Below are 25934 nucleotides of genomic sequence, written 5' to 3'. Positions count from 1 at the left end.
AATCAGCCGACAGGCCAGCGTAGGGGCGCTGGTGGGGTCCCGCAAGACCGGCACTTCACTGACAGGGCAGAAAGGATTGCCGCTAATCGTGGGCAGAGAGAGCTGGATAGTGGCCTTGATCTGCTGCCAGACCAGGGCTGGTGTATAGTGCAGCGGCACCGGCCCTTGCTGTTGCACCGCCACAGCGCTGAGCGTATCAAGACCTGGCGGAGCGTGCAGATTATAGGCCAGCAGCGGCCACATACCCAGGGCTAGGCCGCCCAGCATGCAAACAACAGGTAACAGACGCACTAACTCACACCAGCAGAAAAATATGATTAACATGCCAGAGAGGCCCATCAGCGGTAAGAAAAGCATATCGCTCCAGAGGCCCAGGCCCACCACGATGCCCCAGGCCAGATAGCCCCCACAGCGGAGCAGGAGGCGGCGCCAGGAGAGTGTCGGGCCAGGAGCAGTGGAGAGCGCTAACCAGGCAGCGATCAGGAGCGCCAGTGTCCCGCAGAGCAAGATCTCCAGATAGCCCCCATAGGAGCGCAGTTGATAGGTGAGCATATAAGGCGAGCCGAGGCTCAGCAACGTCAGCGTCAGCAAGCTCAGCCCTGGGGTATACAGTGTACGGGTCAGGAGATAGAGAGCAACCAGGAAGAGCGCAAAGAGCATGACCAGGCCGAGTCGCAGAGCAAGAAGCGATGATCCGAACAGATGAAAGAAGGCGGCGCCCAGGTAAGCCTGAAGCGGTCCCATATAGAACGAGCCATACATAAATGTTGGGTGCTCACCCTGATAGGCAATATGGCGCGCCATCAGGCCAAAGACCCCCTCATCGCTGTCAGTCCAGGGCCAGTGCTGCTTGAGCAGCATCAGGCGCAAGCTGACCCCGACCAGGATAAGGCCGAACGCGGCCAAGTTCCATTTCTCCAGGAGCACCAATCTACGCAACTTCCCTTTAATAGCGGTCATAGTCAACACTTCGATAGAAAATATTATGATAAAGGACCAATTTTGTCGTTGATGATAGCATGAATAAAATAGGGTGTCAACCGACCAGAGACAGGGGGGCTATTCGCGGTGCGGATCGGCTGAAAGCTGCTGAACTGGCGATAAAGCTCAGTAGTGATGCAACTGTCACGATCAGCAAAGGTCTGGCAAGCTTCCAGTGGAGGCCCGGACATCGCTGCCGGGCTCACGGTGCAAGCTGCGGCCCCAGGAGCTGAGCGAGCTTGACAGAGGTGTTTAAGCTTAGAGATAGTGAGTAATGCTTTCTTGCTTGCGTTGATAAGGAAAGGGTGAGGCCATCGATGGAGAGCTTACTGGCATCTGCTCGCTCCTGGGTCAAGGAGCACGCTGGGGGGCAGGCGCTGCATCTGCTCAAAACAGAGGAGTGGCTCAAACGTATCAACCCAGCTGCCTCGGAGGCCATGCTGCTGGCGGCCCTGACCCATGACATGGAGAGAGCCTTTCCAGGACCCGATAGCCCAAAGCAAGACCCCTCACGTGGGCCAGATGATCCCCTCTATCTCCAGGCCCACTCTGAACGCTCGGCGCGCATCGTGGGCGACTTTCTGCACGAGCAGCAGGCGCCGCCTGAGCTGACAGAAGAGGTGATGGCCCTGATCCGCGTCCATGAGGTAGGAGGATGGCCCGCAGCTGATTGGGTTCAGGCGGCGGACAGCCTCAGTTTCCTGGAGGTCAATGTCCAGCCTTTTCTCAACATGATGAGCAATGCTCGCACTGGCTGGTCCCCTGAGAACGTGCGCGCTAAGTTCTCCTGGATGTACACGCGCATACGACTACCAGAGGCTCGCCGCTGGGCGTCGCCGCTCTACCAACAAGCTCTAGAGAGGCTACAGCAGCAAAAAGATTTTTTTGAGACAGGAAGGTAAAGCAAGACCCGGGGCATCGGGCGAAGCATAAACGTGCCTCACAAGCTGCAGACACCTGGCCTGGGCAGGCTGACCAGAACCGCTGGCGCTTCCTCCTATAGGGGGCCAGGTCTGCCCTCCGGCGTCGGCGTCTGGTCTGGCTACCGTCTGCTGTCTCTTGCTGTCTCTTGCTGTCTCTCGCGGCTGCCCGCTGGCCTCGCAGCGGGTCCGAGCCTGCAAGAGACTTTTACACCCTCCCTCTCTTTCAGCTATACTATGAGAAGATGGACATATCTTCGTCCAGTCGAGCAGGTTCCGAAGAACGTAGCAGCCAACCCGATCATTGCCACAGCAGCAGCGAAAGTCGACCACAAGCGCTGCGTGGAAAGAGCCATCGAGAGCTGAAGTTTCTTCCTTCTCCTGTCCTATAAATAGATAAATATATATGTTGTGAGCAAGCGAGCGAATGAGACAGCCGTCAATTAACGAGAGGGAGCAGTCGAGGCAGCGAGTGGAAACTGACGTGGGATGGCGTTACATCCTGCTCATCATCATTCTGGGGTCGCTCTCGGCCTTTGGCCCGCTGTCGATAGACATGTATCTACCCGCGCTGCCTCTCCTCAGCCGGGACCTGGGTGCGAGCGCCTCGGAGGCCCAACTTACCTTAAGCGCCTGTCTTGTTGGGCTAGCCCTTGGTCAGATACTGGCGGGTCCGCTGAGTGATAGCTTTGGAAGGCGACGCCCTCTCCTGATTGGACTCCTGGCCTACATACTTGCCTCGCTCTGCTGTGCTGGGGCCCCATCGATCACGCTGCTGATTGGCCTGAGACTTATCCAGGGAATGGCAGGAGCGGCGGGTATCGTCATTGCCCGAGCCACAGTGAGAGACAAATACAGTGGAATTGCCCTGGCCCGTTTCTTCTCCATGCTCATGCTGGTGAGTGGTATCGCTCCCATTGCGGCCCCGCTCATTGGCGGGTTCCTGCTGCGCCTCATGAGCTGGCGTGGTATCTTTCTCCTGCTTGCCCTGCTCGTTGTCCTGATCTGGGTTGCGGCTCTCCTGGGGCTTCCTGAGAGCCTGCCGCCGGAACGACGGCAAAGTGGCAAGCTAGAGATAACCCTTGGCACTTTTCGCCGCCTGCTCACAGACAAAATCTTTCTGGGCTATGCCCTTTCTGGAGGTCTCTCGGCGGCGGCCATGTTCGCCTACATCTCTGGTTCTCCCTTTGTCACCCAGGAGATCTATGGTCTCTCGCCCCAGGCTTTCAGCCTGGTCTTTGGGGCGAATGCCTTGGGTATCGCCATCGTAGGGCAGATCAATGGCCGGCTTGTTGGACGGGTAGAGCCGCGCAAACTGCTGGCCGGAGCCTTAATAGCCGTAGCTCTCGGCGGAGGAGGTCTCTTCTTAGCGGTCATCAGTGGTCTTGGATTAATCGGCATTCTACCAGCCCTCTTCGTCGTTGTGGCCAGCCAGGGCATGGTATTCCCCAATGCAGCCGCTTTAGCCCTGGCCGACCATCCAGACTCTGCCGGTAGCGCTTCTGCCCTCCTTGGCTTACTACAATTTGTCCTGGGCGCGCTGGCCTCGCCGCTCGTTGGCATCGCGGGATCTCAGACAGCCCTACCGATGGCCAGTATCATCGCCTTGCTTGGCCTGGGGGCCCTCATGACTTTTCTACTCCTGGGGCAACGGAAGCCCGTCAACGCTCCTTCCTCGCTGGCGGCAGGGGCCGATTACCTGGAAGACCGCTGAGCTGACCTGGCGTGTGGCCCTCTCTCCCTGCCCCAGGCTCCTCCTTATGGGCAGCCATCCATGTTGGAAGTCCCGTGGCCAGTGCTCTGACCCCGCACTTACTCCTCGGCTGCGGCCTGCGGCTGACGCGGGCGCCGTGAAGGATCGAGGCAACAGTAGAGGCTCTGACCGTGGCAACAGCTCTGGCGATCCTTCTCCGACTCGAACTGGATCGTCGCGTGATCGATATGGTACTTTTCCATCAGCATCTGCGTCAGCGCACGGCGGATCGAAGCGCTGCGGGCTGGAGTCCCATCCTCGATTGTCGCATGGCAGGCCAGCGCTGGCATCCCGCTCGCGATTGTCCAGACATGCAGATCGTGAACCTCGCGGATGCCCTCGACCTGCAGCATATCGTGAGCGAGCTGAGTCACCGAAAGACCACGCGGTGCCGCTTCCAGCAGGATATCGGTCGCCTCGCGCACGACCTGCCAGGCGCCCAGGGCAAGCAACAGGGCGATCCCCACTGACAGCAGCGGATCGACGGCGTTCCAACCGGTTGCCAGGAGCACCAGGCCACCGGCGATGACCGCCAGCGAGGCGCCCACATCGCCGAGCACGTGCAGCAGCGCCGCGCGCGTATTCAGATTATGGTGGCCATTGCGCTGGAGTACAGTGCTGATAAAGAGATTGATAGCGATGGCGATCAAGGGCGTCACGAACATCGCCAGCGGCTGCACCTCAGCCGGGTGGCGCAGGCGACTAACCGCCTCGATAAGAATTCCCACTGCAATCGCAATCAGCGTCACCGCATTAATCAGGGCGGCCAGAATACCGACGCGATGGTAGCCGAAAGTGCGGCGTGCATTTGCGGGCCGCTCCGCCTGGACCGCCGCGAACCAGGCTAGACCCAGCGCAAAGAGGTCCGTCACCACATGGCCGGCCTCCGAAAAGAGGGCCAGCGAATTGGCCAGGAGGCCACCCACAAGCTGGCTGAGCAGGATCACTATGGTCAACAGAAAGGCCAGACGGAGGCTCCGCCGCGGCATCCCCTCATGATGAGCATGATGGGCGTGAGTATGAGCGTGGCTGTGATGATAGCTCTCGTGATAGCGATTGGTCTTTCCCTTTCCCACCCGCTCAAGAAGCGTTCCCTTGTTCTTCTGCTTCATTGCAGGCTCTTCACGATGACCGAGAAACATGGTCATGCGGAAACCTCCACCCTGGAAAATGGAGCGGGTGACCCTCCTGCCGGCTCGCTCGCATGGGCCAGGCCCAACTCAAGCAATTGACGGACATGATCGTCGACGAGACGGTAGTAAACCACTCGTCCGACTTTGCGCATACTCACAATGCCTTGCGTGCGTAGCACCCGTAGCTGATGCGAGATGGTCGTATCATCCCGACCAAGGCCGGCAGCCAAATCGCACACGCAAAGCTCGCCAGCTGGCGCGTGCAGCAGAGCAAAGAGCACTTGCAAGCGCGTCGGATCATTGAGAACGGCAAAAAGGGCTGCTGTGCGCGTTGCACTTTCCTGGGGCAGCAAGCTTTGTCGTACCGCCTCGACCTGCTCAGGATGCACCGCGCGCACCTGGCAGAGATCTGCCACCTCGGCGCTCCCCCTTGTCTCGCTCCCTCGCGGACGAGTGGCCATCCCGGCTTACTCCTTTCGTCTTCGTAAAACCTGTACAGCTATGCAGCTTTCCTTTCTCTTACTACTATAACATCGATGCTGCTTGCTTGCAATCCAACGGAAGGGGCGAGCGTGCCTGGACAGGACCGAAAGGCTATGCTATCGTAGGTCCAGTTCTCATGCAGAAAGGCTCTGCTGGACGGGCCGCCATTTGGGCCTTGCTAGAGGTAGGATGGTGGCCCGAACTGGTGCCAGCGAGAGATGAGAAAGGACAGATGCCCATGCAGTTGCAGGTAGCTGCGCGCCAGTTGGCGATTTGCCGCCTCGCTCCTGACAGTCCGCTGCCGGGCTGGCTCTCTGCCGCCGGCCTGGAACGGCAGGCTTTGCTAGCGCTCACCTGGACCGCCGATGAGCTGTCGGTGGTTTGCCCTCAAGCGTGGGTGCCCGAAGGTGTACCCTGTGCGTCAGATTGGGCCGCCCTCAAGGTCGTGGGTCCCCTTGATTTTGCTTTGACTGGGATACTCGCCACGCTGCTCAAGCCACTGGCCGAGGCCCACATTCCGGTCTTTGCGCTCTCTACCTACGATACCGACTATCTTTTAGTGCGCGAGCCGCAGCTAGAAGCCGCGCGGGCCGTTCTCCTGGCTCACGGCCACGAATTCCTATAGCCATAAGGGGGAGAGGAGCACAAAGCGAGGCAGTCTGGTCTGCGTTCTCCCTCTGCGGGAGAGGGGTGCGGGCCGGCAAAGAGCGTTCCTGGCTTGGGCGGCCTGAAACCCGCGGCGCGGGAAGCACGTGTTTTACCCAGATGCTGTAGAAGCGAGCATCCAGGGAAAGCCGGGCGAGACCGGCTCAAACAAGGAGGTGCATGTCAACATGACTATCAGCCTGGAGCAGCTCATCATCTGGGTTATCATTGCCGCTATTGTTGGAGTAGTGGGAGAATTCATCGCTCGTCGTCACGCCCCTGGTGGCATTGTTGGGGCCATTCTGTTGGGCCTGCTGGCCATTTTTCTGGTTGATGGTGTCCTCCACTGGCACATCAGTGGTGAGCCATACCTCAATGGCGTTCCGCTGGTAACGTCGGTATTGGCGGCGGCGGTCCTGGTCTTCATCTGGAGTGCCTTCGCCTATCGTCGCCTCTCTCCCTACTACTATCGTCGTGGCAGCTATGCCCATCGACCGCGCCGCTGGTGGCGCTCGTGACGGAAAGGGGCTTTACTCTTCTCATCTAGCCTCTAGCGCCCGCTGTCACGTCAGGCCAGCTCGCCAGCACCTGCACAGCCGCGCCCGGTCCCTCTGCCACACTGTGGTCACCATGCAAAGCTGATGCAAGGCAAGGCTTGCCTTCCGGCGAAACACAACAGAGGAGGGTAGCGCCAGACCGTCTGCGCCTGTGAGCCCTCCTCTGTTGCGAGCCGAAGCACGTATCCTGGCTTAGCGGCGTGAGCGCCGGATCGCCGCCTCTCCCAGCCGTCCGGCCAGCAACAGGGAACTGAAGCTGGCCATCGTCAACACCTGCTGAGCTGCCAATGGTTCGCTGGACGCGGCTCCCTTCTCCTGAGTGCCGATGCTGCTGCGAACAGGCTCCGGTCTCCCGAAGCCGAAGCCGAGGCCACCGGTTCCGCCGCGGGCTGCCGCCGAGGCTTCGCGCAGCTCGGTAGCAACCAGCTCCAATAACTCGGCGACCTCCAGATCAAGGGCCGCTGCCACACTCTCCAGTACCCGGGCCGAGGGATACTTCTGGCCGCGCTCAATTTCACCGACATAGATCTCCGAGAGACCAGCGCGCTCTCCCAGCTCGCGCATCGTCAGCCGGCGCTGCTGGCGCGCCCGGCGAATCACCTTCCCGAGCGTCTCTTGAAGATCGGCCATCCCCACGCTCCTTTCTGCGCTCCTCCTTTGCAGAGGAGTCTGTGGCCTCTCTGCCGCTTTCGACAGCTATGCTGATAGCATAGCCTGGCGGACAGCTATGCTGATAGCATCGCTTTTTGCTATCACTATACCCCTCCACTTTGCTATATTCAAGGTGTCCTCCCCTTTCCGGCTTGCCGGTCGCAGCAGGGGAGGAGCAGGCGAGGCGGAAACCTGAACCGAACCTGACCAGGCAGGCCGACGTCGCATCAGAGAAGAGAAAGGAGTATCCGCATGCTACCACGTCCTCTGGCTCTCTTCCTGTCATATACACAAGAACACATCCAGTCAACCTTGCATATTCCCATTGTTTATGAAGAGCACCAGCTGGAGCCTCCCCGCTGGGAGTATCGTCTCATCAGCCTTGATCTGCGCAAAGAGCCACTGCTCTCCGAGGCCAGCCTGGCCAGGCTTGGGCAAGAGGGCTGGCTGCTCCAGGCTATTGTCGACGAGCGCGCCAGCGGAAGCGGCACCCAGCTGCACTACTACTTTGTACGCCGCCTCCTCGAATCAAGGCGAGAGGCAGCCGGAGAAGAGTAAGCTGCAAAGGAACGAAGACCAGACAGAGGGCAACCGTGAGAAAGGACCAGTTGTTATGAGTGCTACCCTTTACGTACCGACCGTCATCGAAGCCACGGGACGCGGAGAGCGCGCCTACGATCTCTACTCTCGTCTGCTCAAAGAGCGCATCATTCTGATCAACGGCCCGATCGAGGAACAAATGGCCGGACTGGTCATTGCCCAACTCCTCTTTCTGGCTGCCGAGAGCAGCGAGCGAGAGATCAACCTCTACATCAGCTCACCGGGCGGGGTCATTACCGCTGGACTGGGCATTTACGATACCATGCGTATGCTGCCCTGCCCCATCGCCACCACCTGTGTCGGCTATGCCGCCAGCTTTGGTACTATCCTGCTGATGGCAGGGGACCGTGGACGGCGTCGGGCCCTGCCGCATGCCCGCATCCATCTGCATCAGCCGTGGACTGCCAGCGGCGTCAGCGGCCAGGCCAGTGACATCGAGATCCATGCCCGCGAAATGCTCCATACTCGCGACATGCTCAACGAGATCATTCAGCTACATACTGGCCAGCCCCTGGAGCGCATCAAGCATGACACCGACCGCGACTTCTTCCTGAGCGCCGCTGAGGCCGTGGAATATGGCATCATCGACGAAGTGCTGGAACCACCTATCAAGGAGGCGAAAGGCTCATCGGCCCTCTAGAGCGGCTCGATCCGCACGTAGTCGAGATCGAGCCACTGGCGACCCGTCGCAATCGTGCCAAAGCGCAGGGTACCGCGCGGCGTAGCGATGGCATACTGGTTGTCCACCCAGGCGACGAAGCCCAGGGGACGCAGGGGCGGGGTAGGGGCAGTAAAGAGGAGGTTGCCGTCCACGAAGAAACGGGCCTGCGACGACAGCCACTCAAGTGCGTAGGTATGCCACTCCGTCAGAGCGACCTCCTCCAGCAGACGCTCCTGGGTCCCGGTCAGACGCTGTAACCAGCGTGCCGCGGGACCCAGCTCGCCGCTGAGCCGCCCCCAGAGAGCGGCCAGCGCCGTAGGCACGACCGCCGTCAGGAAGCCCGGACGCAGCGCATGCACCACCTGCGCCTTCCACCCCCAGCCCGGTACACCTGGTACCAGCGCCATGTTGGAAGGGGGCGAGGCGTAAAAAAACCAGACCGCCTCGGGGAGCATCAATACATCGCCGCGCAGCGAAAACGGGTAATTCCAGAAACCAAAGCCAGCGGTTCCACGCAGCAGCCCAGGCGTCTCCGCGGTACTGGCCAGCGTCGCCGCTGGGTGGGAGAAGCAGGCCCGAACCTCCAAACGCAGCGGCGGACGCCAGGGGAAAGCGCGCCGCGGCAGCTCACCATAGTCGTCGATCTGCGCATCGCTGTACTCCCCCTGACGGCTGGCTTCCAGCTCCAGACGCAGATGCGACTGCTCCACCACGCTCAGGCGCCCACCACCCAGGCAGGTGCGCCGCCAGCGCGGATCAAGCTCGCCGTTCTCCTGCTCCCGCCTGATAAAATCGTCGAACATAGACGATCTTCTATGCTAGAACCTCTTCAATTGAGTCGCAGAGACAATTCGAGCAGCTTATCTTCCAGCTCCTGCCAGACCCGCTGTTCCGCCTGCAGATTATTGAGGGAGTGGCCCGAGCGTGTGGCCTCCATCATCACCTCTGAGACGCGGCGGCGGAACTGCATAAAATACTGTCGCTGGATGCTCTGATCGGGCATGACCCGCAGTTCGATATCTTTGGGATCATAGAACTCCTGGGGGTCGAAGGCCAGAGCCAGCAAATCGGCGTATTGCTGAATGAGCGTCAGGCGAGCCTGGGAGAGGAAGTAGTAGGGCTGAGTGCTGGAGACCAGGAAGCAGCCGGCGACGCGCCCAGCGTAGAGGATAGGGTGGGCGGCGGCGCTGTGCTCGTGGGGGTCGCGGTGGGCGGGGATGAGTGAGTGCTCCTCATCGATATTCTGGATGGCGTTCGGGCGGCAGGAACTCACGACGTAGCCTGAGAGCGACTCGGCGCTCAAGAACATCGCCTTATGTTCCAGCTCACCCCCCCAGGGAGGCGTGCCCAGTCCGAGCCACTCGCGCAGGCTGCGGATCTTCCCCTCCTTGGGAGGCATACAGCGCACCACGCGCACGGCCATCCCCATATGATCGGGGTCGAGCTGTCCCAGCGCCTGCTGGAGAATCAGGTTGCTCAGCGACCAATAACGCATCGCCTCGGTCGTCGTCGCGCGGGCCCGGAAGATTCGCGCATAGAAAGCGGCGGGAATCTCAAGGGACGAGTCCTCGGAAGGAGCTGTGACGAAGTCCTCAAACTCGGCCTGGATCAGCTCCTGCAGCTGCTCGCGGTATTGAGGCAGCGCCTTGAGTAACAGGCGGAGATTCTGAGGGCGGGGATCGGAAGCGCCGGAGACCCACCGAGTCAAGGTAGTGGGTGTCACCCCCAGCTCCTCAGCCAGGCGCTGTCTCTCGTGGGTATCAGAGATGATGGTTCCTAGCAGTTCGCGCCAGGTGCGTGGTTCATCCATAGCGTGTTGCCTTGCTGCTGAAATGGCTCTTGCACCGATCTTCCGTCATGATAACAGCTTAGCGCCTGACCGTCAACTCTTCTGCCGCCTAAGTCGACGCGCCTCGCTCTTTCCTGCCCAACCTGTTTCGGCCCGCCGGGCAGGGTCAGGCTGATGCCACGGGGGTCGCCAAACTATGCCTTCCTGTCCTGCTTGCCCTGCTCCGTTGATGGCAGTACAATAAGAGCAAGGTATCCCAAGGTGCCACAAAATGTCTGCTCCTGGATCATTGAGGAGCTGACCAGCTCTGCTGTCACCGCCACCTGACTCGCAGTGGCGCGGCCTGACCTGCCCGCTCGCTCAGAGAGGGTGGATGCGGAGAAGAGGGCAGAGAGGGCCATACAGGCCCGCGTCACCTCCCTGCCGGGGTCAGGCGGCACCTGTCGGTCTGTAGTCAACCAGCCAGTGCTCTGAGGGGAGGCGAGCCATGTACGTCAGGCAAGCAACAAGCGACGAAGCTACTGAGATGCTGGTCGAGCAGAAGCTGAATGCCTTTGCACGCTTACGCCCCGAATTTGAAGCCGCGTTCCTCTTCGTTCAGCAGGTGCAGGGTCAGGAACGTTTTGCAACCTTCCCCGTCGAGATGACGGTGCGCTATTTCCATGCCCTCTGGATCTGTGAGTGCAAGGACCGCCTGCTGAGCGTGCCCAAGACAATCACGCGCTACGAGGGCGAGCGCTGTCTGCAGCTGCTGCGCGGCTGGCAGGAGGGTGAGACCGCCGAAGTGGTCGCTTTCCTGCAGCGGCGGCTGGACGCTATGCCTTTCGCCGATCTCACGCGGCAGATCCAAGATGCTCGCCGTTCCGTCCAGCAGGGGCTGGACCTGCTGCTGCTTCGACTCCGTCATGGCCGGGCCGTGCTCCTGAATCGCGTGATGAATCTGCTCCAGGCTCTGGATGCAATCTTCAGCCCGGATGAGGAGGCGTTGCGTGAGCAGGTGCGCGCAGCCTGCCGTCGCTATGGCCACGAGCCGGAGCAGATTGAGGCCCAACTGGCGGAGCTGCAATCGCCACTCTATGCCTATCTGCCACATCGCCTGCTGGCCCGCGAGAATATGCTTGTCATGAATCGCCTGGGAGCGAGCTCCTGCGCAGGCCAAGAGCGGCGCCTTTGGGGTGAAGCCCGATCGCAGACAGAGGCAGGGCCGCGGGCCCTCGTTCTCATTGATGGCTACCGCGATCTCACCTCGACGCGCAATCCTGTGCGCATGAGTCGCGCAATCAGCCAGCTGGTCGGCGCCAGTCTGCCGCTGGCCGCAAGCGCTGGCTGAGCGAGCGCGCTGGCCCAGACCAGAAAGAGGGAGGGGGAAGTCGGGAGCGGACCAGACTCCACCAATTTAACGGCTTCGTCCGCCTCGACTCCTCTGGCCTGCCTCCACCTCATCCAGCGATTGGAAAACCAGGTCATCCACCGTCTCATCTGCGCCGGGGCCATCCGGCGCCGTTTCAGCGCGGCCTCTGACAGGGGTGGAACCGGCGAAAGCACTGAGCACATGCCCGATCAGGGTCAGCAAGAGGCTATAAAAGATAGTGGTGGCGAGAGTGCCGAAGAGAAAAGCCAGCGGTCCCGCGAGGTCCAGCCAGCTCACAGTGCTGCTGGCAATCACCCGCACATACGGAGAATTGTCCGGGCTGACGAGAAAGGCCCCACCGCTGCCGGGAGCCAGCCCGAGCTGGATGAGACGCTGATAGGTCCCCCAGATCAGGTATACCTCCACTGCGGCAGTAGCCAACCCAAATACCAGGATCAATCTGGCAGCTAAATGGCAGAGCCGTGCAAATTTTCCTTGAGCAAGCAGATCTTTCCACATACGTTGTGTGCTTCCCTTCCCAGTAGGGACGGATAGGCAATCCTCAATTTCTCCTCCAGGCTGTTCTGGCTGACTGGCTGACTGACTGCAGTGCGCCATGCCCTCGTCAGCTGCAGCAGAACGGTCAGTATTAGTATAGTACACTCACCGGAATTGTCGCCCAGGCTTGCCTGCCTGACCTACCTGTCTCTTTCCTCCCTGTCCCCTGGCCGGAAGGCTACCGCCACACTACAGGCCAGCAAGTCCCAGGGGTGCTTTCCTTGACGCGCGCCTTACCGAATGATATCATCCTCCTATCAGCCTATACGGATGCATATGATAGCCGAAGTATGGCAACACCTGAAAAAGAGGCAAATGTGCATATGCAGAGCGAGGGAGAGAGCAACAACGCCGGCGTCACGTCACAGGTGGTGACGATGGCCGGCCTGGCAGGTCGGCAGCGTCATGAGGCAAGGAAGCAGCCTGAGGGCGCGGGCGCCCTGACGCCCGAGGTCGCTGAGCTCTATGCGCGCTTCTTCAAGGTACTTAGTGATCCGACCCGGTTGCGCCTGCTGGCGCTGCTACTGGAGGCCCCTGTTGAGGGGCGCACAGTCAGCGAGCTGGTCGCGGCCCTGGGCGCGCCCCAAGGGCGGGTCTCGACCCATCTGAGTTGCCTGCGCTGGTGCGGCCTGGTGCAGGGGGTACGTGAAGGAAAATATGTCTATTACCGTCTCAGTGACGAGCGCCTTCGCCTGCTCCTGACCATTGCGGGGACCCTCCTGCAGGAGCACGCTGCCAGTATTGCCTCCTGTGGCATTATTCGCTAGCAACCAGGTGGCGAGCGAGGGGGGAGCGGGAGCTGACTGGCTGACTGACTGACGGAAGGCGAAGAAGAGGAAGTCGCGCCATCTGAGGCCGGCTATGAAAAGCAAGTGGCCCAATCTCCCAAATCAGCAGACTGGGCCACCTGTGTGGGCGCCTCACATTGCGACTGTGTCGGCTTCGATAGATAGCGCTTGAACACTCGGTCGTTGGAGAGGGGAAGGTATCTGCTCGTCCGCCTCTGGCTGTCCGTTACTCATAGCAGCGAATCGAAGGCAGGGCCCGGCCTTGGCGATCGAAGAGCGTCAGATTGTCCCAGGCATCGCCGGCCCCTGGCTCCCAGCCCACGCCGGGTATCCAGGCCGATTCCCAATAGACCAGCCCGCGCCCTCGACCCTGCGGCACCTGCTCCACAATCGCCCGCACGGCCCGGATATAGGCGAGCTGGCCCTCGGGCGTGGGAGGGTAGCCCGGCAGCAATGTGGTCTGGGCGTTGACAATGTTTGGCTCGCTATCGCCGTCGGTCAAGGTCCAGGGATAAGCCGTTTCTACCACCACCAGATCCTTGCCATAGCGCGGCGCCAGATCGTTGAGATTGGCCTGCAACGCCGAAAGAGGCCCATGCCACCACGGATAATACGAGAGGCCGATCACATCAAAATCCACACCCTGAGCCAGGATATGATCGAAAAAGTAGCGGCAGCCAGCATTATCGCCACCGCGATCGATATGCACCATCACCTCGATCGCGCGGCTGGTAGCGCGCACAGCGGCGATGGCGGCCTTCAGCAAGGTGGCAAACTGCGGCCAGCGCTCTGTCCCGTTGACGTAGATCTGGCCCTCGGGCCAGAGCATGCCCGCCGTCACCTCGTTGCCTGTCTGCACCATCTCTGGCAGTGTTCCCTGACGCGCCAAAGCCCCCAGCACTGAGCGCGTATACTCGTAGACCGTCTGCGCCAGGGTTGCCAGATCCTGACCCTGCCAGCTCTGGGGCGTTGTCTGGTGGCCGGGATCGGCCCAGAAATCAGCATAATGGAAATCCAGCAGGAAATGCAGGCCAGCGGCTTTGATGCGGCGCGCCATCGTCAAAATGTGGGGCAGATCGTTGTATGGAATCGGCGGCTGGACCCATAAACGCTCACGGATAAAGGTCGCGCCGTGGTGCGCCACGATCTGCTCGGCGGGCAACACGTGCCCTTGATCAGAGAAGCGCTTGCCGACGTCCTCCAATTGCTGCAAGGTTGAGAGGTCGTGACCCAGCACCCGCGGGCGAGGCCCACTGCTCTGGCGCGGAGCCGGGTGCGGGGCCGCCAGGGCCGCTGGCAGGCCACTGCCAAAGGTCAAGCCACCAGCCAGCGCTGTGGCCGACGCGATCTGGCCAAGAAAGCGTCGTCGACTGACGCTCTCTCTCCAGAGAGCAGGGGCGGGCCGTGCTCCCCTGGCAGGGGAGAAGAGATAGCTCTGCTCTTCGCGATCCATCGATTCTGCCTACCTTCCTCAAGGACATCGAGATGGTCTGAGGGCATCCTGCCCTGTCTGCTGGCTAGCGTGCGCGTGTGCCCCTGGGAGAGGAGGCCACACATCTCGCTCCGCTTGAGCCAGCAGAGCAGCCTCAACACAACAGAGCCTACCCTACCAGACTGGCAGTCCTGACAAGGAATGAGGGAGCGTGCGGCTAAGAGCGCAGGCTCCCAAACGTCAGCCCCCCTTGCCAGTAGCGCTGCAAGAAGAGAAAGCCGATGATCAGCGGGACCACCGAAATCAGCGAGCCGGTGATGACCAGCGTATAGAGAATGCGCGATCCACTGAAAGCCTGGGATAGCTGATTCCAATTGGCCAGACCGACTGTCAGCGGGTAGTACGCCGGATTGTTGGTCACCACCAGGGGCAGGAAAAAGTTATTCCAGGTTCCCACGAAGGTCAGCAGCAGCACCGTCACAAAACCAGGAGCCAGCAAGCGCAGGGCAATCCTCCAGAAAATGAGCCACTCGCTGGCCCCATCGACGCGCGCTGCATCCAGCAAATCGTCTGGGAGCGCCTGCTCAGCGTAGACACGCATCAGATAGACCCCAAAGGGGGTCACCAGCGATGGCAGGATAATGGCCAGTGGTGTATTGACCAGGCCGACCTTGCTCAGCAGCAGGTAGGTAGGAATGGCCAGGGCCGTATTGGGGACCATGATCGTGCCCAGGATTATAGCGAAGGCCAGCTCTCGCCCGGGGAAAGAGAGCTTGGCGAAGGCATACCCGGCCAACGTTGCAATCAGCGAGGCCCCCAGGGCGCTGACCACCGCATAGTAAGCCGAGTTTGTCAGCCAGGTGACAAAGATACCATCATCGTAAGTAAAGACATCGTGCAGGTTCTGCAGCAGGTGAAAATCGGGTGCGAACCATAGCCCGAAGGTTGAGAACAGCTCATCATTGGTCTTCGTCGCCGAAACCACCAGCCAGAAGAGCGGGATCACAAAGTAGACCAGCATCAGCACCAGGAAGAGCAGTACCAGGCCGCGCAGCGTCCAGCCGCCGCGTCGACCCCCCGTCCGGGCCTGGGCTGAGGTCTGCCGTGTCGTGGCAGCGACAGGGCCGCCAGCGGGAAGCGATCCAATGCGTGCCATTAGCGTTGCCCCCTGCGATAGGTCACCAACATAAAGACATAAGAGAAGACGAAGACCACAGCGCCGAGCACGAACGAGACTGCAGCAGCGTAGTTATACTGCTGGTTCGTAAAAGCCAGATTGTAGGCGTACAGGTTCGGCGTATAGTGATCCTGGATCAGATTGGGGACGATAGCCGTCATGATCTGCGGCTCATTAAAGAGCTGCAGCGTCCCAATGATCGAGAAGACCACCGTCAGCACGAGGGCTGGGGCAATCAGCGGAATCTTAATGCGCCGGGCGATCTCCCAGCCACTGGCCCCGTCAACACGCGCCGCATCGTACAGCTCCGGCGGAATGGCCTGCAGGGCGGCATAAAGGATGACCATATTGTAGCCAGTCCACTGCCAGGTCAAAATGTTGGCGATCGACGGCAACAGACCAGCGGCACTCAAGAAAGGGGGAGGTGGCCAGTGGAGCAGCTCCGCCAGCTGGGCAAAAGGCCCGATATGGGCGCTATACAGATAGCCCCAGAGGAGGGCGCCAATCACACTGGGAATCGCATAGGGGAGAAAGTAGCCCAGACGGAAGATCGTCTTGAGGCGCACGATCTGGCTATCGAGCAGCAGGGCCAGGAGCAAGGACAGGCCGAGCATCAGCGGAACCTGCGTAAACAGGAGCAAGAGCACATTGCGCACCCCTTCCCAGAAATTGCCGTCGCGCAGCACCTCCTGATAATTCTGCCACCCGACAAAGGTCATCCCTCCGATCAAGCGCTCTACAAAGAAGCTGGTCCAAAGGGCGTACAATAACGGTACCAGAAGAAAGAAGGAGAAGAGCAACAAGAACGGGAGCAGGAAGAGGTAGGGGATCACTACCTGCCGTCGCCAGCCTCGCCAGAAGCGCAAAGCGCTGGGGAGACGGCTGGCGGGAGCGGCCAGTTCCTGGATCTCGATTGCTTGTTGCCTTGCTTCAGCCTGACTATGCTTGGCCATATCTTGTGACGGTATCATTGTACAAGCCTCTCATTCGGGCGAGGAAAGCAAAAGAGAGGACAGCTGACTCACTGGCAGACTAAGGAAAAGAAGCGAAATTGTGGACCGGGGATAGCGCCGGGGGAGGCGAGCAGCTTGCCAGAGTGACTGGCCGACGCCCGGCCCCCAGTCCCAGCGCCTTCCTGATGCGCCTGCCTACGAGACGACCGTAAAGCCCTGTGAGCGCGCGTAGGCCACCACCGCATTCTGCGTATTATGCATCGCCTGCTCGAACGAGATCTTGCCGTTCACTGCTGACGCCAGCTGGTTCTGCAGCTGAGAGAAGACATAGTCCTGGAAGGGACTCCACTGGAAAGAAGTATTGACCTCCTGAGCGGACTCCACAAAGATGCGGTTGACCTGCTGGCCGCCATAGAAGGCGTTAGCCGTATCGAAGCTGGGATCTTGCAGAGCGCTCTTCTGAGAGGGGAAGAGGTAGAGCTTCTGGGTCAAGATCTTGACAGCCTCGGGGTTCGTGTTGAGCCACTTGACGAACTCCGCAGCCTCCGCGGGGTGCTGGCATTGGGTCGTCACCGCATCGGTCGAGCCGCCCCAGTTGGCCGAGGCCTGCTCTCCAGCAGTCCACTGGGGCAGCGGCGCCACACGCCACAGGCCGGCGGATTTTGGCGCGAATCCCTCCAGATCGGACGGCGCCCAGGCGGCAGTGATCCACGTAGCCAGGGTCCCATTCTGGAGCGCAGCGTACCAGTCGTTGTTCCAATCGGCGGCGGTGCTCACCGCCCCACTCTTGACCAGGTTCCCCCAGTAGTTCGCCACCTTAAGCGCGGCGGCGTCATCCAGATGGATCTTGAGCGTCGTCCCATTGACCACGAAAGGCTGGGAACCGGCCTGCCAGAGCAGCGAGAAGAACCAGGGGCCATCGCTGGGAGAGAAGTCAGTGATATAAATCTTGGGATTGGCCTTATGCAGCTGAATGGCTTCCTGGGCGTACTGGTCCCAGGTGGTGGGGACGGGGAGGTTATATTTCTTAAAGATATCCTCGCGGTAGAGCAGGCCCATCGGGCCGGTATCCTGGGGAATGGCATACACCTTACCGCCGCTGGTGACCTGGGCCCAGGTCCAAGGGATGAACTGATCCTTCACATCGTTGGCCCCGTATTGCGAAAGGTCGACCAGCTTCCCGCTCAGGATGTACTGGGGAAGATACGCGTACTCGATTTGCACCACATCGGGAGCGCCTGAGCCAGCCTTCAGGGCCGTCGTCAGTTTGGTGTACTCCGTGCCGCCCGAACCGACGTTCTGCCACTTAATCTTGATGTTGGGGTGACTCTTCTCGAAGAGGTCAATCGCTTGCTGGAGGTTGGGCACCCAGGACCAAAAAGTGAGGGTGACGGGTCCCGAGCTGGCGGGCGTCCCACCACAGGCCACGAGATAGCTGCTGATGCTGATCGCCAGGAGCAGCAGCAGGCCGGCCTTGGCCATCCCCCTGGCATGGCAAAATAGGAGACCGCGGTTCATCTCTCGTTTCCTCCTTGACTGCACTGTAGGAGCTGACGCCTGCTGAAGGCACCGCAGACGCACTTAACCGAGTGACCGATTGACCCGGCGACGTTAGTTCGTTGCCTTGTTCGCCCTCTCGGCGTTGACTCGGTCTGCCATCTCCCTCCCATCTCCCTGCCCAGTCATCTCTTCATCCGCCTAGTCCCATCTGCCCATTCGTTCGTCCGCCCGTCCGTTCATCCCTTCACGGATCGCGCTCTTCCTTCCAGCTGCTCACTGGTACGGGGCACCGGCTTCCTGCCTGGCCGACCGACCTGACCGCTTTCCTTGCCTGCCTGGACCGCCGCTCGCCGGACTCTCTACCTACCAGCCAGCCTGTCTGCCCTCTATCTGGACTCCTGGGAGCTGACTGCTCTTCCTGCTCCGGCAAGGGGGAAGTGGAACGGTCCACACGCGAAAAGTATAGAAGATGGACCGGTCCATGTCAAGGGTGAAAGGCTATTACTTGACATGGACCGGTCCATCTTCTATACTCTAAGCGAAGGGATGAGGATACGCTTTCGATGAAGGAATCTCGCTTTCAGCAGCAGCCGCCGCAAGAACAGCCTGCGGCGGTCAAGAAGGGGCACATGGTCACGATTTACGATATTGCGCGGGCGGCGGGGGTTGCCAAAAGCACCGTTGCCAATGTGCTGAGCGGCAAAGGCAAAGTTAGCGAAGCCACACGCCAGCGTGTGCTCTACTATGCCCGCGAGCTAGGGTATCGGCCCAATCTGTTGGCGCGCAATCTCTCGCAGCACCGGACCTTTACCGTGGCCCTGATCCTGCCCACCGTTGCCAACCCCTTCTATCCCGAGATCATGGAGGCCATCGAGAACATTCTCCGCCAGCGCGACTACCAGACCCTCTTCTGCAACACGCACGGTGATTTTGCTCTGGGGAGGCAGCAGATGGAGCGGCTGATGAGCCGCTGGGTTGATGGCTACATCATCATGGGGTCGAGCATGGACATTGCTGACATCACGCACTACTTCCGTCAGGGGGTGCCCATTGTGCTCTGCGACTGGCAAGAAAATGAGTCGCCGTCGGACATCCCCCAGGTGACGGTAGATTTCTTCCGGGCGGGACAGCTGGCTGCCGAGCACTTGCTGGCGCTGGGGCACCGGCGCATTGCTGTCATTGTCGACGAGCCTCAGCAGCATCTGCGGCTAGAGGGCTTTCGCACGACACTGCGGCAGGCTGGCCTGGAGCTGTCTCCAGGCCGCATCGCTCTGGGAGACTCCTCGCTGGAGAGCGGCTATGCGGCGGCGCGCCAGTTGTTGAGCACCGGGCAGGAGCTGACGCCGCCAACGGCAATCTTCGCGACGAACGATTGGATGGCCCTCGGGGCAATGGAGCTGGTTCTTGACCGCGGGCTGCGTGTCCCCGAGGATATCTCGATCGTCGGCCTCGACGATATTGTGGTCTCTGCCCATCTGCGTCCGCCCCTGACGACCATCGCTATTCCCAAAACGCGCCTGGCTCAGGAGGCGACAGAGCTGCTGCTGGCCCAGATTGAGGCCGCGAGCCAGGAGCAGGGACGCGAGTCGCTGCCGCCTGGTGAGAGCAGCGATGGCACGGCTCAGCGCCAGGGGGTGATGGCTCCGCTGCGTCTGGTCCCACCTTCCCTGGTGATACGCCAGTCCACCGCGGCCCCCGCTTCGTCCTGGTCGCTTTCCTGATCCTGATTGGGCGTCCTGACCGGGCATACTGTTCGCTCCCAACCCGTCGTCACGCTGGCCGACTCCGTCCAGGCCTCCGGAGCCTCTACCCATGCCTGTGGTCGCTGCCCTGAGTCTGGCTGGTTGGTCGGTCGGCTCTCGGACGACGATAGCTCCTGACAACAGCTCAACCTGATAAAAGGGTGCCCTTGTGACTGTGCTCCTGATGGCATCAGGGCCTGAGCGATCGGCGAGGCCGAGCAAGCGACTCTGTAAGAGAGAAGAGCAGGAGGAAGAAGCCCATTGTCCGCCACATCATTGCAGCCACATCTACCTGCTGATGATCGTTCCTACTATCGACTCGATCTGCGCGCTGCGGAGGAGGCGGAGGGGGGGCTGCCGGAGCCGCGGCTCCTGGCACGCTCGCCGCAGGGGGAGACACTGGCTCTGGCGCAGAGCTATCTGCTCCGCAACGGGCAGCCCTGGATTCCTGTCATGGGCGAGTTCCATCCCTCGCGCTATCCGCGTCGTTACTGGCGTGAAGCGCTGCAGAAGATGCGCGCCGGCGGTCTGACTCTGGTCTCCATCTACGTCTTCTGGATTCATGTCGAAGAAGAGGAGGGGTGCTTTGATTGGGCGGATAATCGCGATCTGCGTGCCTTTGTGCAGCTCTGCAGAGAGATGGAAATGGAGATTCTGCTACGTGTAGGGCCGTTTGTGCATGGCGAGTGTCGTAACGGTGGGTTGCCCGACTGGCTCTACGGGCGGGCGGTGGCCGTGCGCTCGAACGATGAGCGCTATTTGTTCTATGTGCGGCGCTACTTTGCCGAGATCGCTCGTCAGGTGCGGGGCCTCTTTTTTCAGGACGGGGGGCCGATTCTCGGTGTGCAGCTAGAGAACGAGTATATGCATGCCGGGGCGCCCTGGGAGCTGACCTTCCGGCCCGGCAGCGAATGGGTGCCGCGAGGCAGCGACGGGCCGGCCCATCTGGAGCGCCTGCGGGCTCTGGCCAACGAGGTGGGCCTGGTGGCTCCCCTCTACACCTGCACGGCCTGGGGAGGGGCTGCCGTGCCTGCGGAGGGCTTTTTGCCCATGCATGCCGCCTATCCCTTTACGCCCTGGGAGCCTGATCCCGCCTTTGATCCCTTGCCCAGCCGCGAATTTCTCTTTCGCTCGCCGCAGCAGCCTGAAAATGACTGGTGGCGGGCCGGAGCTTTCCATTATCCCGTCGATCGCTATCCGTATGCTTACTGTGAGTTGGGGGCCGGCATCCAGATGACCTATCTCCACCGTCCCCAGGTGCCGCCTGAGTGCACGCAGGCCCTGGCCGTGGTGGCTCTGGGCAGCGGCTGCAACTGGCTGGGCTATTATATGTACCACGGGGGCACGAATCCTGTCGGTCGCCACGGCTTCTTCCATGAGTTTACGGTGCCTCGTCTCTCTTATGATTTCCAGGCTCCTTTAGGAGAGTATGGCCAGCTGCATGCCTCTTATCACCGTCTGCGCTTGCTTCATCTCTTCCTGGAGGAGTTTGGCAGTCGGTTGGCTCCTTTGCCCGTGGTGCTGCCGCCCGGAACCTCTGCCGTGAAGCCGCAGACGACCGGACTGCTGCGCTACGCGGCGCGCGCTCGTCAGGGCCAGGGCTTTCTCTTTGTCAATACCTATCAGGATCATGTCGAGGCCCAGGATCTGGAGGGGATCAGCCTGGAGCTGCTGCTGCCAGCGGGGAGACTGCGCGTGCCGCGTGAGGGTGGTCTGCGGCTGCATCGTGGGCTGAGCGCAATCTTGCCTGTTGGGCTGGAGCTTGGTTCCGGGTTGCACCTGCGCTATGCGACAGCCCAGCCGCTGACAGCCCTGCGGTCCGCTGGACGGACGAGGATGGTCTTTTTTGCTCCCGAGGGACTCCAGGCAGAGTTTGCTCTGGCACGCGAGGGGTGCCGTGCTGTGACGCTCCAGGGCGGCAGGTTCATGGAGGAGCAAGAGACACTCTACGCCTGGCCGGAGCCGGGTCTGGGGACGCGGCTAGAGATGACCAGCATCGCCGGCGAGACTGTGGAGCTGCTCGTCTTGTCTCAGGAGCAGGCCCTGCGCTGCTGGAAGGTCCAGCTGGCCGGCGACGAGTACCTGCTGCTTACTGAGGACAAAGGCGCGGCCTGGGTGGATGCTGATGAGGAGGAGGGACTGAGAATCTGCTGGCAGGGCGAGCCGCAGCTTGATGTGCTGAGCTATCCAGCTCTGCCCGCCGCGATCGTGGCCTCTGGCTCTCTGGAAGAATGTGGCCAGACAGGGCTGTTCCAGCGCTATCGTTTGGAGCGCGCACCCTGGGCAGCGCGCTGGTCGCTGGAGCAGCCGGAGCCCCAGGTGGTGCGCCTGCGGCTGGCGGCGGAGGCTCTGGAGGGGGTGCACGACCTCTTTCTGCATGTGGATTGTGTGGCCGATGTGGGCCAGGCCTTTCTCGATGGGCAGCTGGTAGCCGATTACTTTGGCTCTGAGTATCCCTGGGTGATCGGGCTGAAGCGCTTTCTACGCCAGGGTCAGGACCTGGAGCTGATCCTGCGCTTTACACCCTTACGGGCTGAGGCACCAGTGCTGCGTTACTTCTCCCGCGAACGCCTGCCGTTGCCCGCCAGCGATGGGACCCTGCCGGTGACGCTGCAGGCGATCCATCTGGTGCCAGAGTATAGGGTCCAGGTGGGGCTGCATCGCTGAGCTGCTGTGGCCCAGCTCCGGTTTCTTCCCTCTGCCCGACCGCCTGGCATTGCTTCCTTGCCTGGAAGGAGCCTCATCGCTCTTGAGTTGAGGAGGCTCCTTCTGCTAATTACAGTATCCCCACAAAGAGGACCGGCAGCGTTTTTAGAAATGGGCGCTTGGCAGTCGCCCGAGAGCGACAACTAGCGCCAGCAGAAGCAAGATCAAGTTGAGGCCAATCTCGCGATATTCGCCTTGCCTGGCGTGGAAAATGGCAGCAAAGATCATGATGAGGGCCAGACCACTGGCAGCGGCCACCGTCAGCCCGGGGAGAATGCCGGTAGCCAGGGGGAGGACAAGCCCTATAGCTCCTAGAAGCTCGCAGATACCGATAAAGCGCACCAGCATTGGGGGCACCCTGCCTACCCAGGCCATGCTCTGCTTGAGCTGCTCTAATGGGCGAACACTCTTCATGATTCCTGCTGTCAGAAAGGCGAGGGCTAGCAGACTCTGCACGATCCAGAGAAACCAGTTGCTCATTGTTCTCCCTCCTTTTCTTAAACAACAGCTATCCTGAAAGCATCGGCTATTGCCTAAGCAATAGTTGTTGCTTATCATACTACTGTGCCCTGGAACTGCTGGGCAAGAGACAATCCAGCCTCTCTGTTGTCTAGGCAACAGGGGGCTGCCCTCTGTTGGCAAAGTCGTGATCGCAACGACTTGGAGCAGGCCGTTGGGCGCCGAGCGTCGAGTTAGTCTACACAGGAGGCTGTGAGGAACAGTTATGAGTACAGCGGAAGGGCAGCCTTTGGGAGAATCAGCAGGTGGACACGTTGATCCGCGCGTCCGCCGTACCCGGCGGCTGCTGCAGCAGGCGTTTCTAGAACTCTTGCAAGAGAAGAGCTTCTCCGATATCAGTATTCAGGATATAGCTGAGAAGGCAACTGTTAATCGTACTACGTTCTACGCCCATTTTAGCGATAAATATGCCCTGGCTGATGCGGTGATCCGCGAACGCTTTCTGGAGGCTGTTACCAGCAAGCTGCCAGCCTGGGGTAGCTGGCAGCTGGAGAGTCTGCGCCTGCTCATCAGTGCTGTCTTTGAATTCCTTGGCGGGTTGCATGAGTACTGCTCACCGGCGGGAGGGCAGTTTGATCCCTTGATGGAGCGGGCGGTCCAGCAAGAGCTGGCGCGCATCTTGCTTCAGTGGCTGTGGCAAGCTCCAGCGAGTAGCTCAGCTCATCGATGGTCGTCGCGCCCGGTGCCTCTGGAGACGTTGGCAGAGGTCATGAGCTGGGCCATCTTTGGCTGTGCCGCCCAGTGGAGCAAGCGTGAAGAGGGGAAACTGACGGCAGGGGAGATGAGTGAGCTGGTGCTGCGTATCCTTGTGGAGGGCACGCGTCGTCTGGTTCCTGGACTGGAAGAGTGAGGCTGGCCAGCCTGGCCTCCTGCTGTCTGCCGCAGACGGCCAGGGGCGGAAAGTATGCCCGGGCCAGGGGGCCAGGGCTCTACTGTCCAGTGACGGACGGGGCGCCAGGTCTAGGCTGTGGCATTGGGGAGGATCGGCAGCAGCGCGCGCCAGAGCGTGCCCGGCTCCCAGGTGGCCCGGTACCAGACAGCGATTTGCAAAAGAGCCTGAGCCTTGCTGAACTGCGGCGTCTGCTTCAGCAGGTCGCGAAATTCACGGATGATGCGCAGCAAGTTCTCGGCGGTATGGTACCAGACGGCGTGCCTGGTCCCGCTGCTGTCCGTGTAGACCAGGTGGGCGGCGTAGGGGTCGTTCAGATTGCTGGCCTCCTGGTCGACCTCGTTGGTGGGAATGCTCTTGACCAGGGCCACCGCGTCGGCGTAGTTGATTCCGCCATCAAAGATCCAGTGCCCGTCGGCGGCCTGATGCCAGCGTGCTCCGTAGAGGGGAAACTCCCAGACCAGGTGCGGCAGCATCTGGGGCATGGTCTTGAGGGCGTAGGCCAGAATCTGCTTGAGCCAGGGCACGCTCACGGTCGGCCCCGGCGTGAAATAGGACTGGTCCAACGACATGATGACCATAAAATCGGCGCAGTGTCCGAGCAGCGACCAGTTTTCAAAGCCGTTCAGATTATAGTAGTCGTCCTGGTCGGCCACCTTGTGGATGAGGGCGATGCCGTAGGGCTTATTGAGGGCCTGCATGGCCTTCCAGACCAGGCGGTTGTAGTCGGCGAAGAGCTGCTGGATCTGGGGATAGGTGCGGTCCGCTCCCTCCAGGTCCATAATGACCCCGTCGTAGCCGCCCTGCTGAACGACGTTGACGATTGCCTGAATATAGGCCGGCTTCTGGGTGGCCGCCTTGATATAGTCCGACTGCTGCTGGGCCGTCCAGCCGTTGGCGTCGGTCTCCATTGTGACCGTCAGGTAGGCTTTGCCTCCCTTGCTGTGGATCAGGCGGACCACGTTCTCCATGCTGAGCGTGCCTGACTGGCAGTTGTTGCTCTCGCCGTCCATCAGCTGCCCTGTCAAGGGATTGACCCAGCCGCTGCCAACCAGCGCAGCATCAGGGTTGATGTCGGCAGTCTGCAGATAGGCCTGGATACCGCGCTGGCAGTCGCGCCCAACGATCCAGCCAAGAGAGGCCAGCCTGCCATTGAGCAAGTGGGGCGTCTGGGGCGTTCCCTGTCCCTGTTGTTGGAGTGACACATTGTTGCCAGACCACAGAAAGCCAAGGGGAGCGTGTGCACGCGCCACGCCCATCAAGAGGGCCAGCACAATGGCCAGGGCGATGAGCAAGAGACCGGTCAGCACGCCGCGTCTGCTCTGCTGCATGGAATGTCCTCGCTGTTGCCACTGCTGAAGAGCTGAACCACTTTGTTTCAGAGCGTACCATATTTCAGACCCCAAAAGGAAGAGCCTGGCCCGAACGCCTGAATTGTCCAGCGCCGGAGCCGGCACTATCCTTGAAGGGAAACGCTCTCTATCTGGTCCCACGGGCCAGATGGCGGGTCCCGAAAAGATCCTATCGCAGGAGGTTACTGTGAAATCTCATACGGCCTATCTCACCTTTCATACCAGGAAACGCAAGGAGATCATTCCTATCACTGATCAGGTCGAGCGCATTATTCGTGAGAGCGGCATCCAGGAGGGCCTGGCCCTGGTCTCTTCGATGCATCTGACGGCCAGCGTCATTATCCAGGATGAGGAGTCTGGCCTCTGGCGCGACATCATGGAGTGGGCCGAGCAGGTGGCCCCCGAGCGGCCCGACTATCACCACCATCGCACCGGCGAGGATAACGGCGATGCTCACCTCAAGAACCTCTTGATGCATCTGCAGGTCGTTATTCCTATCACGCGCGGGCGCTTCGACGCCGGTCCCTGGCAGCGCCTCTTTTACGTTGAGTTCGACGGCCAGCGCGATAAGCGCGTCATTGTGAAAGTGATCGGCGAATAACTTGACCACACAAACTCACTTGCGCAGGCGCTAAGGGGCTGGGCCTGGACAGCAAGCGCGCTCGTGCTCTCCGGGCAGCGCTTCCCCGGCCCCTTGTTTTCCTGACAGATCGCTGGTATACTTGTTAGCAATACGATTGGTGTACTTGATACACCTTTTTCTTTTTTGAGGCCAGTTAGTGTAAATTTTACAC

General features: G+C 60.7%; 24 protein-coding genes and 1 pseudogene. 12 read left to right on the top strand and 13 right to left on the bottom strand.

Features of this window, described 5'->3' with window-relative positions:
• A pseudogene (locus tag BGC09_RS01070) lies at window positions 1-960 on the bottom strand (hypothetical protein); the annotation flags it as partial.
• 338 nt (window positions 961-1298) lie between these two features.
• Between BGC09_RS01070 and BGC09_RS01065 the strand changes: the two are divergent.
• Window positions 1299-1883, top strand: coding sequence for a hypothetical protein (locus BGC09_RS01065; protein WP_069801326.1), 585 nt, complete (start codon window positions 1299-1301; stop codon window positions 1881-1883).
• A 445-nt stretch (window positions 1884-2328) separates the two neighbouring features.
• The gene (locus BGC09_RS01060) at window positions 2329-3615 is read left to right on the top strand and encodes a Bcr/CflA family multidrug efflux MFS transporter (protein WP_084657806.1); all 1287 of its coding nucleotides are present in this window, start codon (window positions 2329-2331) and stop codon (window positions 3613-3615) included.
• Between the two features lie 98 nt (window positions 3616-3713).
• Here the strand turns inward: BGC09_RS01060 and BGC09_RS01055 are convergent, their stop codons facing one another.
• Both BGC09_RS01055 and BGC09_RS01050 read right to left on the bottom strand, forming a co-directional pair.
• Window positions 3714-4766 carry a cation diffusion facilitator family transporter gene (locus BGC09_RS01055; RefSeq protein ID WP_176728810.1) on the bottom strand — a complete coding sequence of 351 codons (1053 nt, stop codon included), beginning with the start codon at window positions 4764-4766 and terminating at the stop codon, window positions 3714-3716.
• A gap of 32 nt (window positions 4767-4798) precedes the next feature.
• On the bottom strand, window positions 4799-5248 hold the full coding sequence (locus BGC09_RS01050) for an ArsR/SmtB family transcription factor (RefSeq protein ID WP_069801325.1): 450 nt from the start codon (window positions 5246-5248) through the stop codon (window positions 4799-4801).
• Window positions 5249-5502: 254 nt separating this feature from the next.
• Here BGC09_RS01050 and BGC09_RS01045 point away from each other — a divergent pair, with 254 nt between their 5' ends.
• Complete coding sequence (locus tag BGC09_RS01045) at window positions 5503-5895, top strand: ACT domain-containing protein (protein WP_218103921.1); 393 nt, start codon at window positions 5503-5505, stop codon at window positions 5893-5895.
• Between the two features lie 208 nt (window positions 5896-6103).
• Window positions 6104-6433, top strand: coding sequence for a hypothetical protein (locus BGC09_RS01040; RefSeq protein ID WP_069801323.1), 330 nt, complete (start codon window positions 6104-6106; stop codon window positions 6431-6433).
• A gap of 231 nt (window positions 6434-6664) precedes the next feature.
• On the opposite strand, the gene BGC09_RS01035 is transcribed toward BGC09_RS01040, so the two are convergent.
• A complete protein-coding gene (locus tag BGC09_RS01035) occupies window positions 6665-7102 on the bottom strand; it encodes a helix-turn-helix domain-containing protein (RefSeq protein WP_069801322.1) in 438 nt (145 codons plus the stop codon).
• Between the two features lie 273 nt (window positions 7103-7375).
• Here BGC09_RS01035 and BGC09_RS01030 point away from each other — a divergent pair, with 273 nt between their 5' ends.
• Both BGC09_RS01030 and BGC09_RS01025 read left to right on the top strand, forming a co-directional pair.
• Complete coding sequence (locus tag BGC09_RS01030) at window positions 7376-7681, top strand: hypothetical protein (RefSeq protein WP_069801321.1); 306 nt, start codon at window positions 7376-7378, stop codon at window positions 7679-7681.
• A gap of 55 nt (window positions 7682-7736) precedes the next feature.
• A complete protein-coding gene (locus tag BGC09_RS01025) occupies window positions 7737-8363 on the top strand; it encodes an ATP-dependent Clp protease proteolytic subunit (RefSeq protein ID WP_069801320.1) in 627 nt (208 codons plus the stop codon).
• Here BGC09_RS01025 and BGC09_RS01020 read toward each other — a convergent pair.
• Both BGC09_RS01020 and BGC09_RS01015 read right to left on the bottom strand, forming a co-directional pair.
• Window positions 8360-9187 (bottom strand): hypothetical protein, encoded by an 828-nt coding sequence (locus BGC09_RS01020; RefSeq protein WP_069801319.1) that lies wholly within the window; start codon window positions 9185-9187, stop codon window positions 8360-8362. The two genes, BGC09_RS01025 and BGC09_RS01020, sit on opposite strands and share 4 nt — an antisense overlap.
• A 26-nt stretch (window positions 9188-9213) precedes the next feature.
• On the bottom strand, window positions 9214-10194 hold the full coding sequence (locus tag BGC09_RS01015) for a GAF domain-containing protein (RefSeq protein WP_069801318.1): 981 nt from the start codon (window positions 10192-10194) through the stop codon (window positions 9214-9216).
• 466 nt (window positions 10195-10660) lie between these two features.
• On the opposite strand from BGC09_RS01015, the gene BGC09_RS01005 reads away from it, so the two are divergent.
• Complete coding sequence (locus BGC09_RS01005) at window positions 10661-11503, top strand: hypothetical protein (RefSeq protein WP_069801316.1); 843 nt, start codon at window positions 10661-10663, stop codon at window positions 11501-11503.
• A gap of 66 nt (window positions 11504-11569) precedes the next feature.
• Here BGC09_RS01005 and BGC09_RS01000 read toward each other — a convergent pair whose 3' ends face one another.
• The gene (locus BGC09_RS01000) at window positions 11570-12043 is read right to left on the bottom strand and encodes a hypothetical protein (RefSeq protein WP_069801315.1); all 474 of its coding nucleotides are present in this window, start codon (window positions 12041-12043) and stop codon (window positions 11570-11572) included.
• Window positions 12044-12405: 362 nt separating this feature from the next.
• Here BGC09_RS01000 and BGC09_RS00995 point away from each other — a divergent pair, with 362 nt between their 5' ends.
• Window positions 12406-12849 (top strand): ArsR/SmtB family transcription factor, encoded by a 444-nt coding sequence (locus BGC09_RS00995; protein WP_218103920.1) that lies wholly within the window; start codon window positions 12406-12408, stop codon window positions 12847-12849.
• A 247-nt stretch (window positions 12850-13096) separates the two neighbouring features.
• Here the strand turns inward: BGC09_RS00995 and BGC09_RS00990 are convergent, their stop codons facing one another.
• From BGC09_RS00990 to BGC09_RS00975, 4 genes are all read right to left on the bottom strand, one after another.
• Complete coding sequence (locus BGC09_RS00990; protein ID WP_084657805.1) at window positions 13097-14323, bottom strand: glycoside hydrolase family 53 protein; 1227 nt, start codon at window positions 14321-14323, stop codon at window positions 13097-13099.
• 196 nt (window positions 14324-14519) lie between these two features.
• On the bottom strand, window positions 14520-15458 hold the full coding sequence (locus tag BGC09_RS00985; protein WP_069801314.1) for a carbohydrate ABC transporter permease: 939 nt from the start codon (window positions 15456-15458) through the stop codon (window positions 14520-14522).
• Window positions 15458-16450 (bottom strand): carbohydrate ABC transporter permease, encoded by a 993-nt coding sequence (locus BGC09_RS00980; RefSeq protein WP_218103919.1) that lies wholly within the window; start codon window positions 16448-16450, stop codon window positions 15458-15460. Before BGC09_RS00980 ends, BGC09_RS00985 begins: the two co-directional genes overlap by 1 nt.
• A gap of 177 nt (window positions 16451-16627) precedes the next feature.
• Window positions 16628-17950, bottom strand: a complete 1323-nt coding sequence (locus BGC09_RS00975) for an ABC transporter substrate-binding protein (RefSeq protein WP_084657803.1) — start codon at window positions 17948-17950, stop codon at window positions 16628-16630.
• 545 nt (window positions 17951-18495) lie between these two features.
• On the opposite strand from BGC09_RS00975, the gene BGC09_RS00970 reads away from it, so the two are divergent.
• Both BGC09_RS00970 and BGC09_RS00965 read left to right on the top strand, forming a co-directional pair.
• On the top strand, window positions 18496-19653 hold the full coding sequence (locus tag BGC09_RS00970) for a LacI family DNA-binding transcriptional regulator (RefSeq protein WP_084657802.1): 1158 nt from the start codon (window positions 18496-18498) through the stop codon (window positions 19651-19653).
• A gap of 282 nt (window positions 19654-19935) precedes the next feature.
• Window positions 19936-22341, top strand: a complete 2406-nt coding sequence (locus BGC09_RS00965; protein WP_141727575.1) for a beta-galactosidase — start codon at window positions 19936-19938, stop codon at window positions 22339-22341.
• A 144-nt stretch (window positions 22342-22485) separates the two neighbouring features.
• On the opposite strand, the gene BGC09_RS00960 is transcribed toward BGC09_RS00965, so the two are convergent.
• Window positions 22486-22860 carry a DoxX family protein gene (locus BGC09_RS00960; RefSeq protein ID WP_069801312.1) on the bottom strand — a complete coding sequence of 125 codons (375 nt, stop codon included), beginning with the start codon at window positions 22858-22860 and terminating at the stop codon, window positions 22486-22488.
• 244 nt (window positions 22861-23104) lie between these two features.
• Between BGC09_RS00960 and BGC09_RS00955 the strand changes: the two genes are divergently transcribed.
• Window positions 23105-23749: a TetR/AcrR family transcriptional regulator gene (locus BGC09_RS00955; RefSeq protein WP_069801311.1), complete on the top strand. Its 645-nt coding sequence runs from the start codon at window positions 23105-23107 to the stop codon at window positions 23747-23749.
• 110 nt (window positions 23750-23859) lie between these two features.
• On the opposite strand, the gene BGC09_RS00950 is transcribed toward BGC09_RS00955, so the two are convergent.
• Window positions 23860-25119 (bottom strand): glycoside hydrolase family 18 protein, encoded by a 1260-nt coding sequence (locus BGC09_RS00950; protein ID WP_069801310.1) that lies wholly within the window; start codon window positions 25117-25119, stop codon window positions 23860-23862.
• A 208-nt stretch (window positions 25120-25327) separates the two neighbouring features.
• Here BGC09_RS00950 and BGC09_RS00945 point away from each other — a divergent pair, with 208 nt between their 5' ends.
• The gene (locus BGC09_RS00945; RefSeq protein ID WP_069801309.1) at window positions 25328-25741 is read left to right on the top strand and encodes a secondary thiamine-phosphate synthase enzyme YjbQ; all 414 of its coding nucleotides are present in this window, start codon (window positions 25328-25330) and stop codon (window positions 25739-25741) included.
• The last annotated feature ends 193 nt before the right edge of the window (window positions 25742-25934 follow it).

This window comes from Thermogemmatispora onikobensis (genome assembly GCF_001748285.1).
GTDB lineage: Bacteria > Chloroflexota > Ktedonobacteria > Ktedonobacterales > Ktedonobacteraceae > Thermogemmatispora > Thermogemmatispora onikobensis.
The sequence above is the reverse complement of the archived record's forward strand: the minus strand, read 5'-3'. Positions and strand labels throughout refer to the sequence as shown.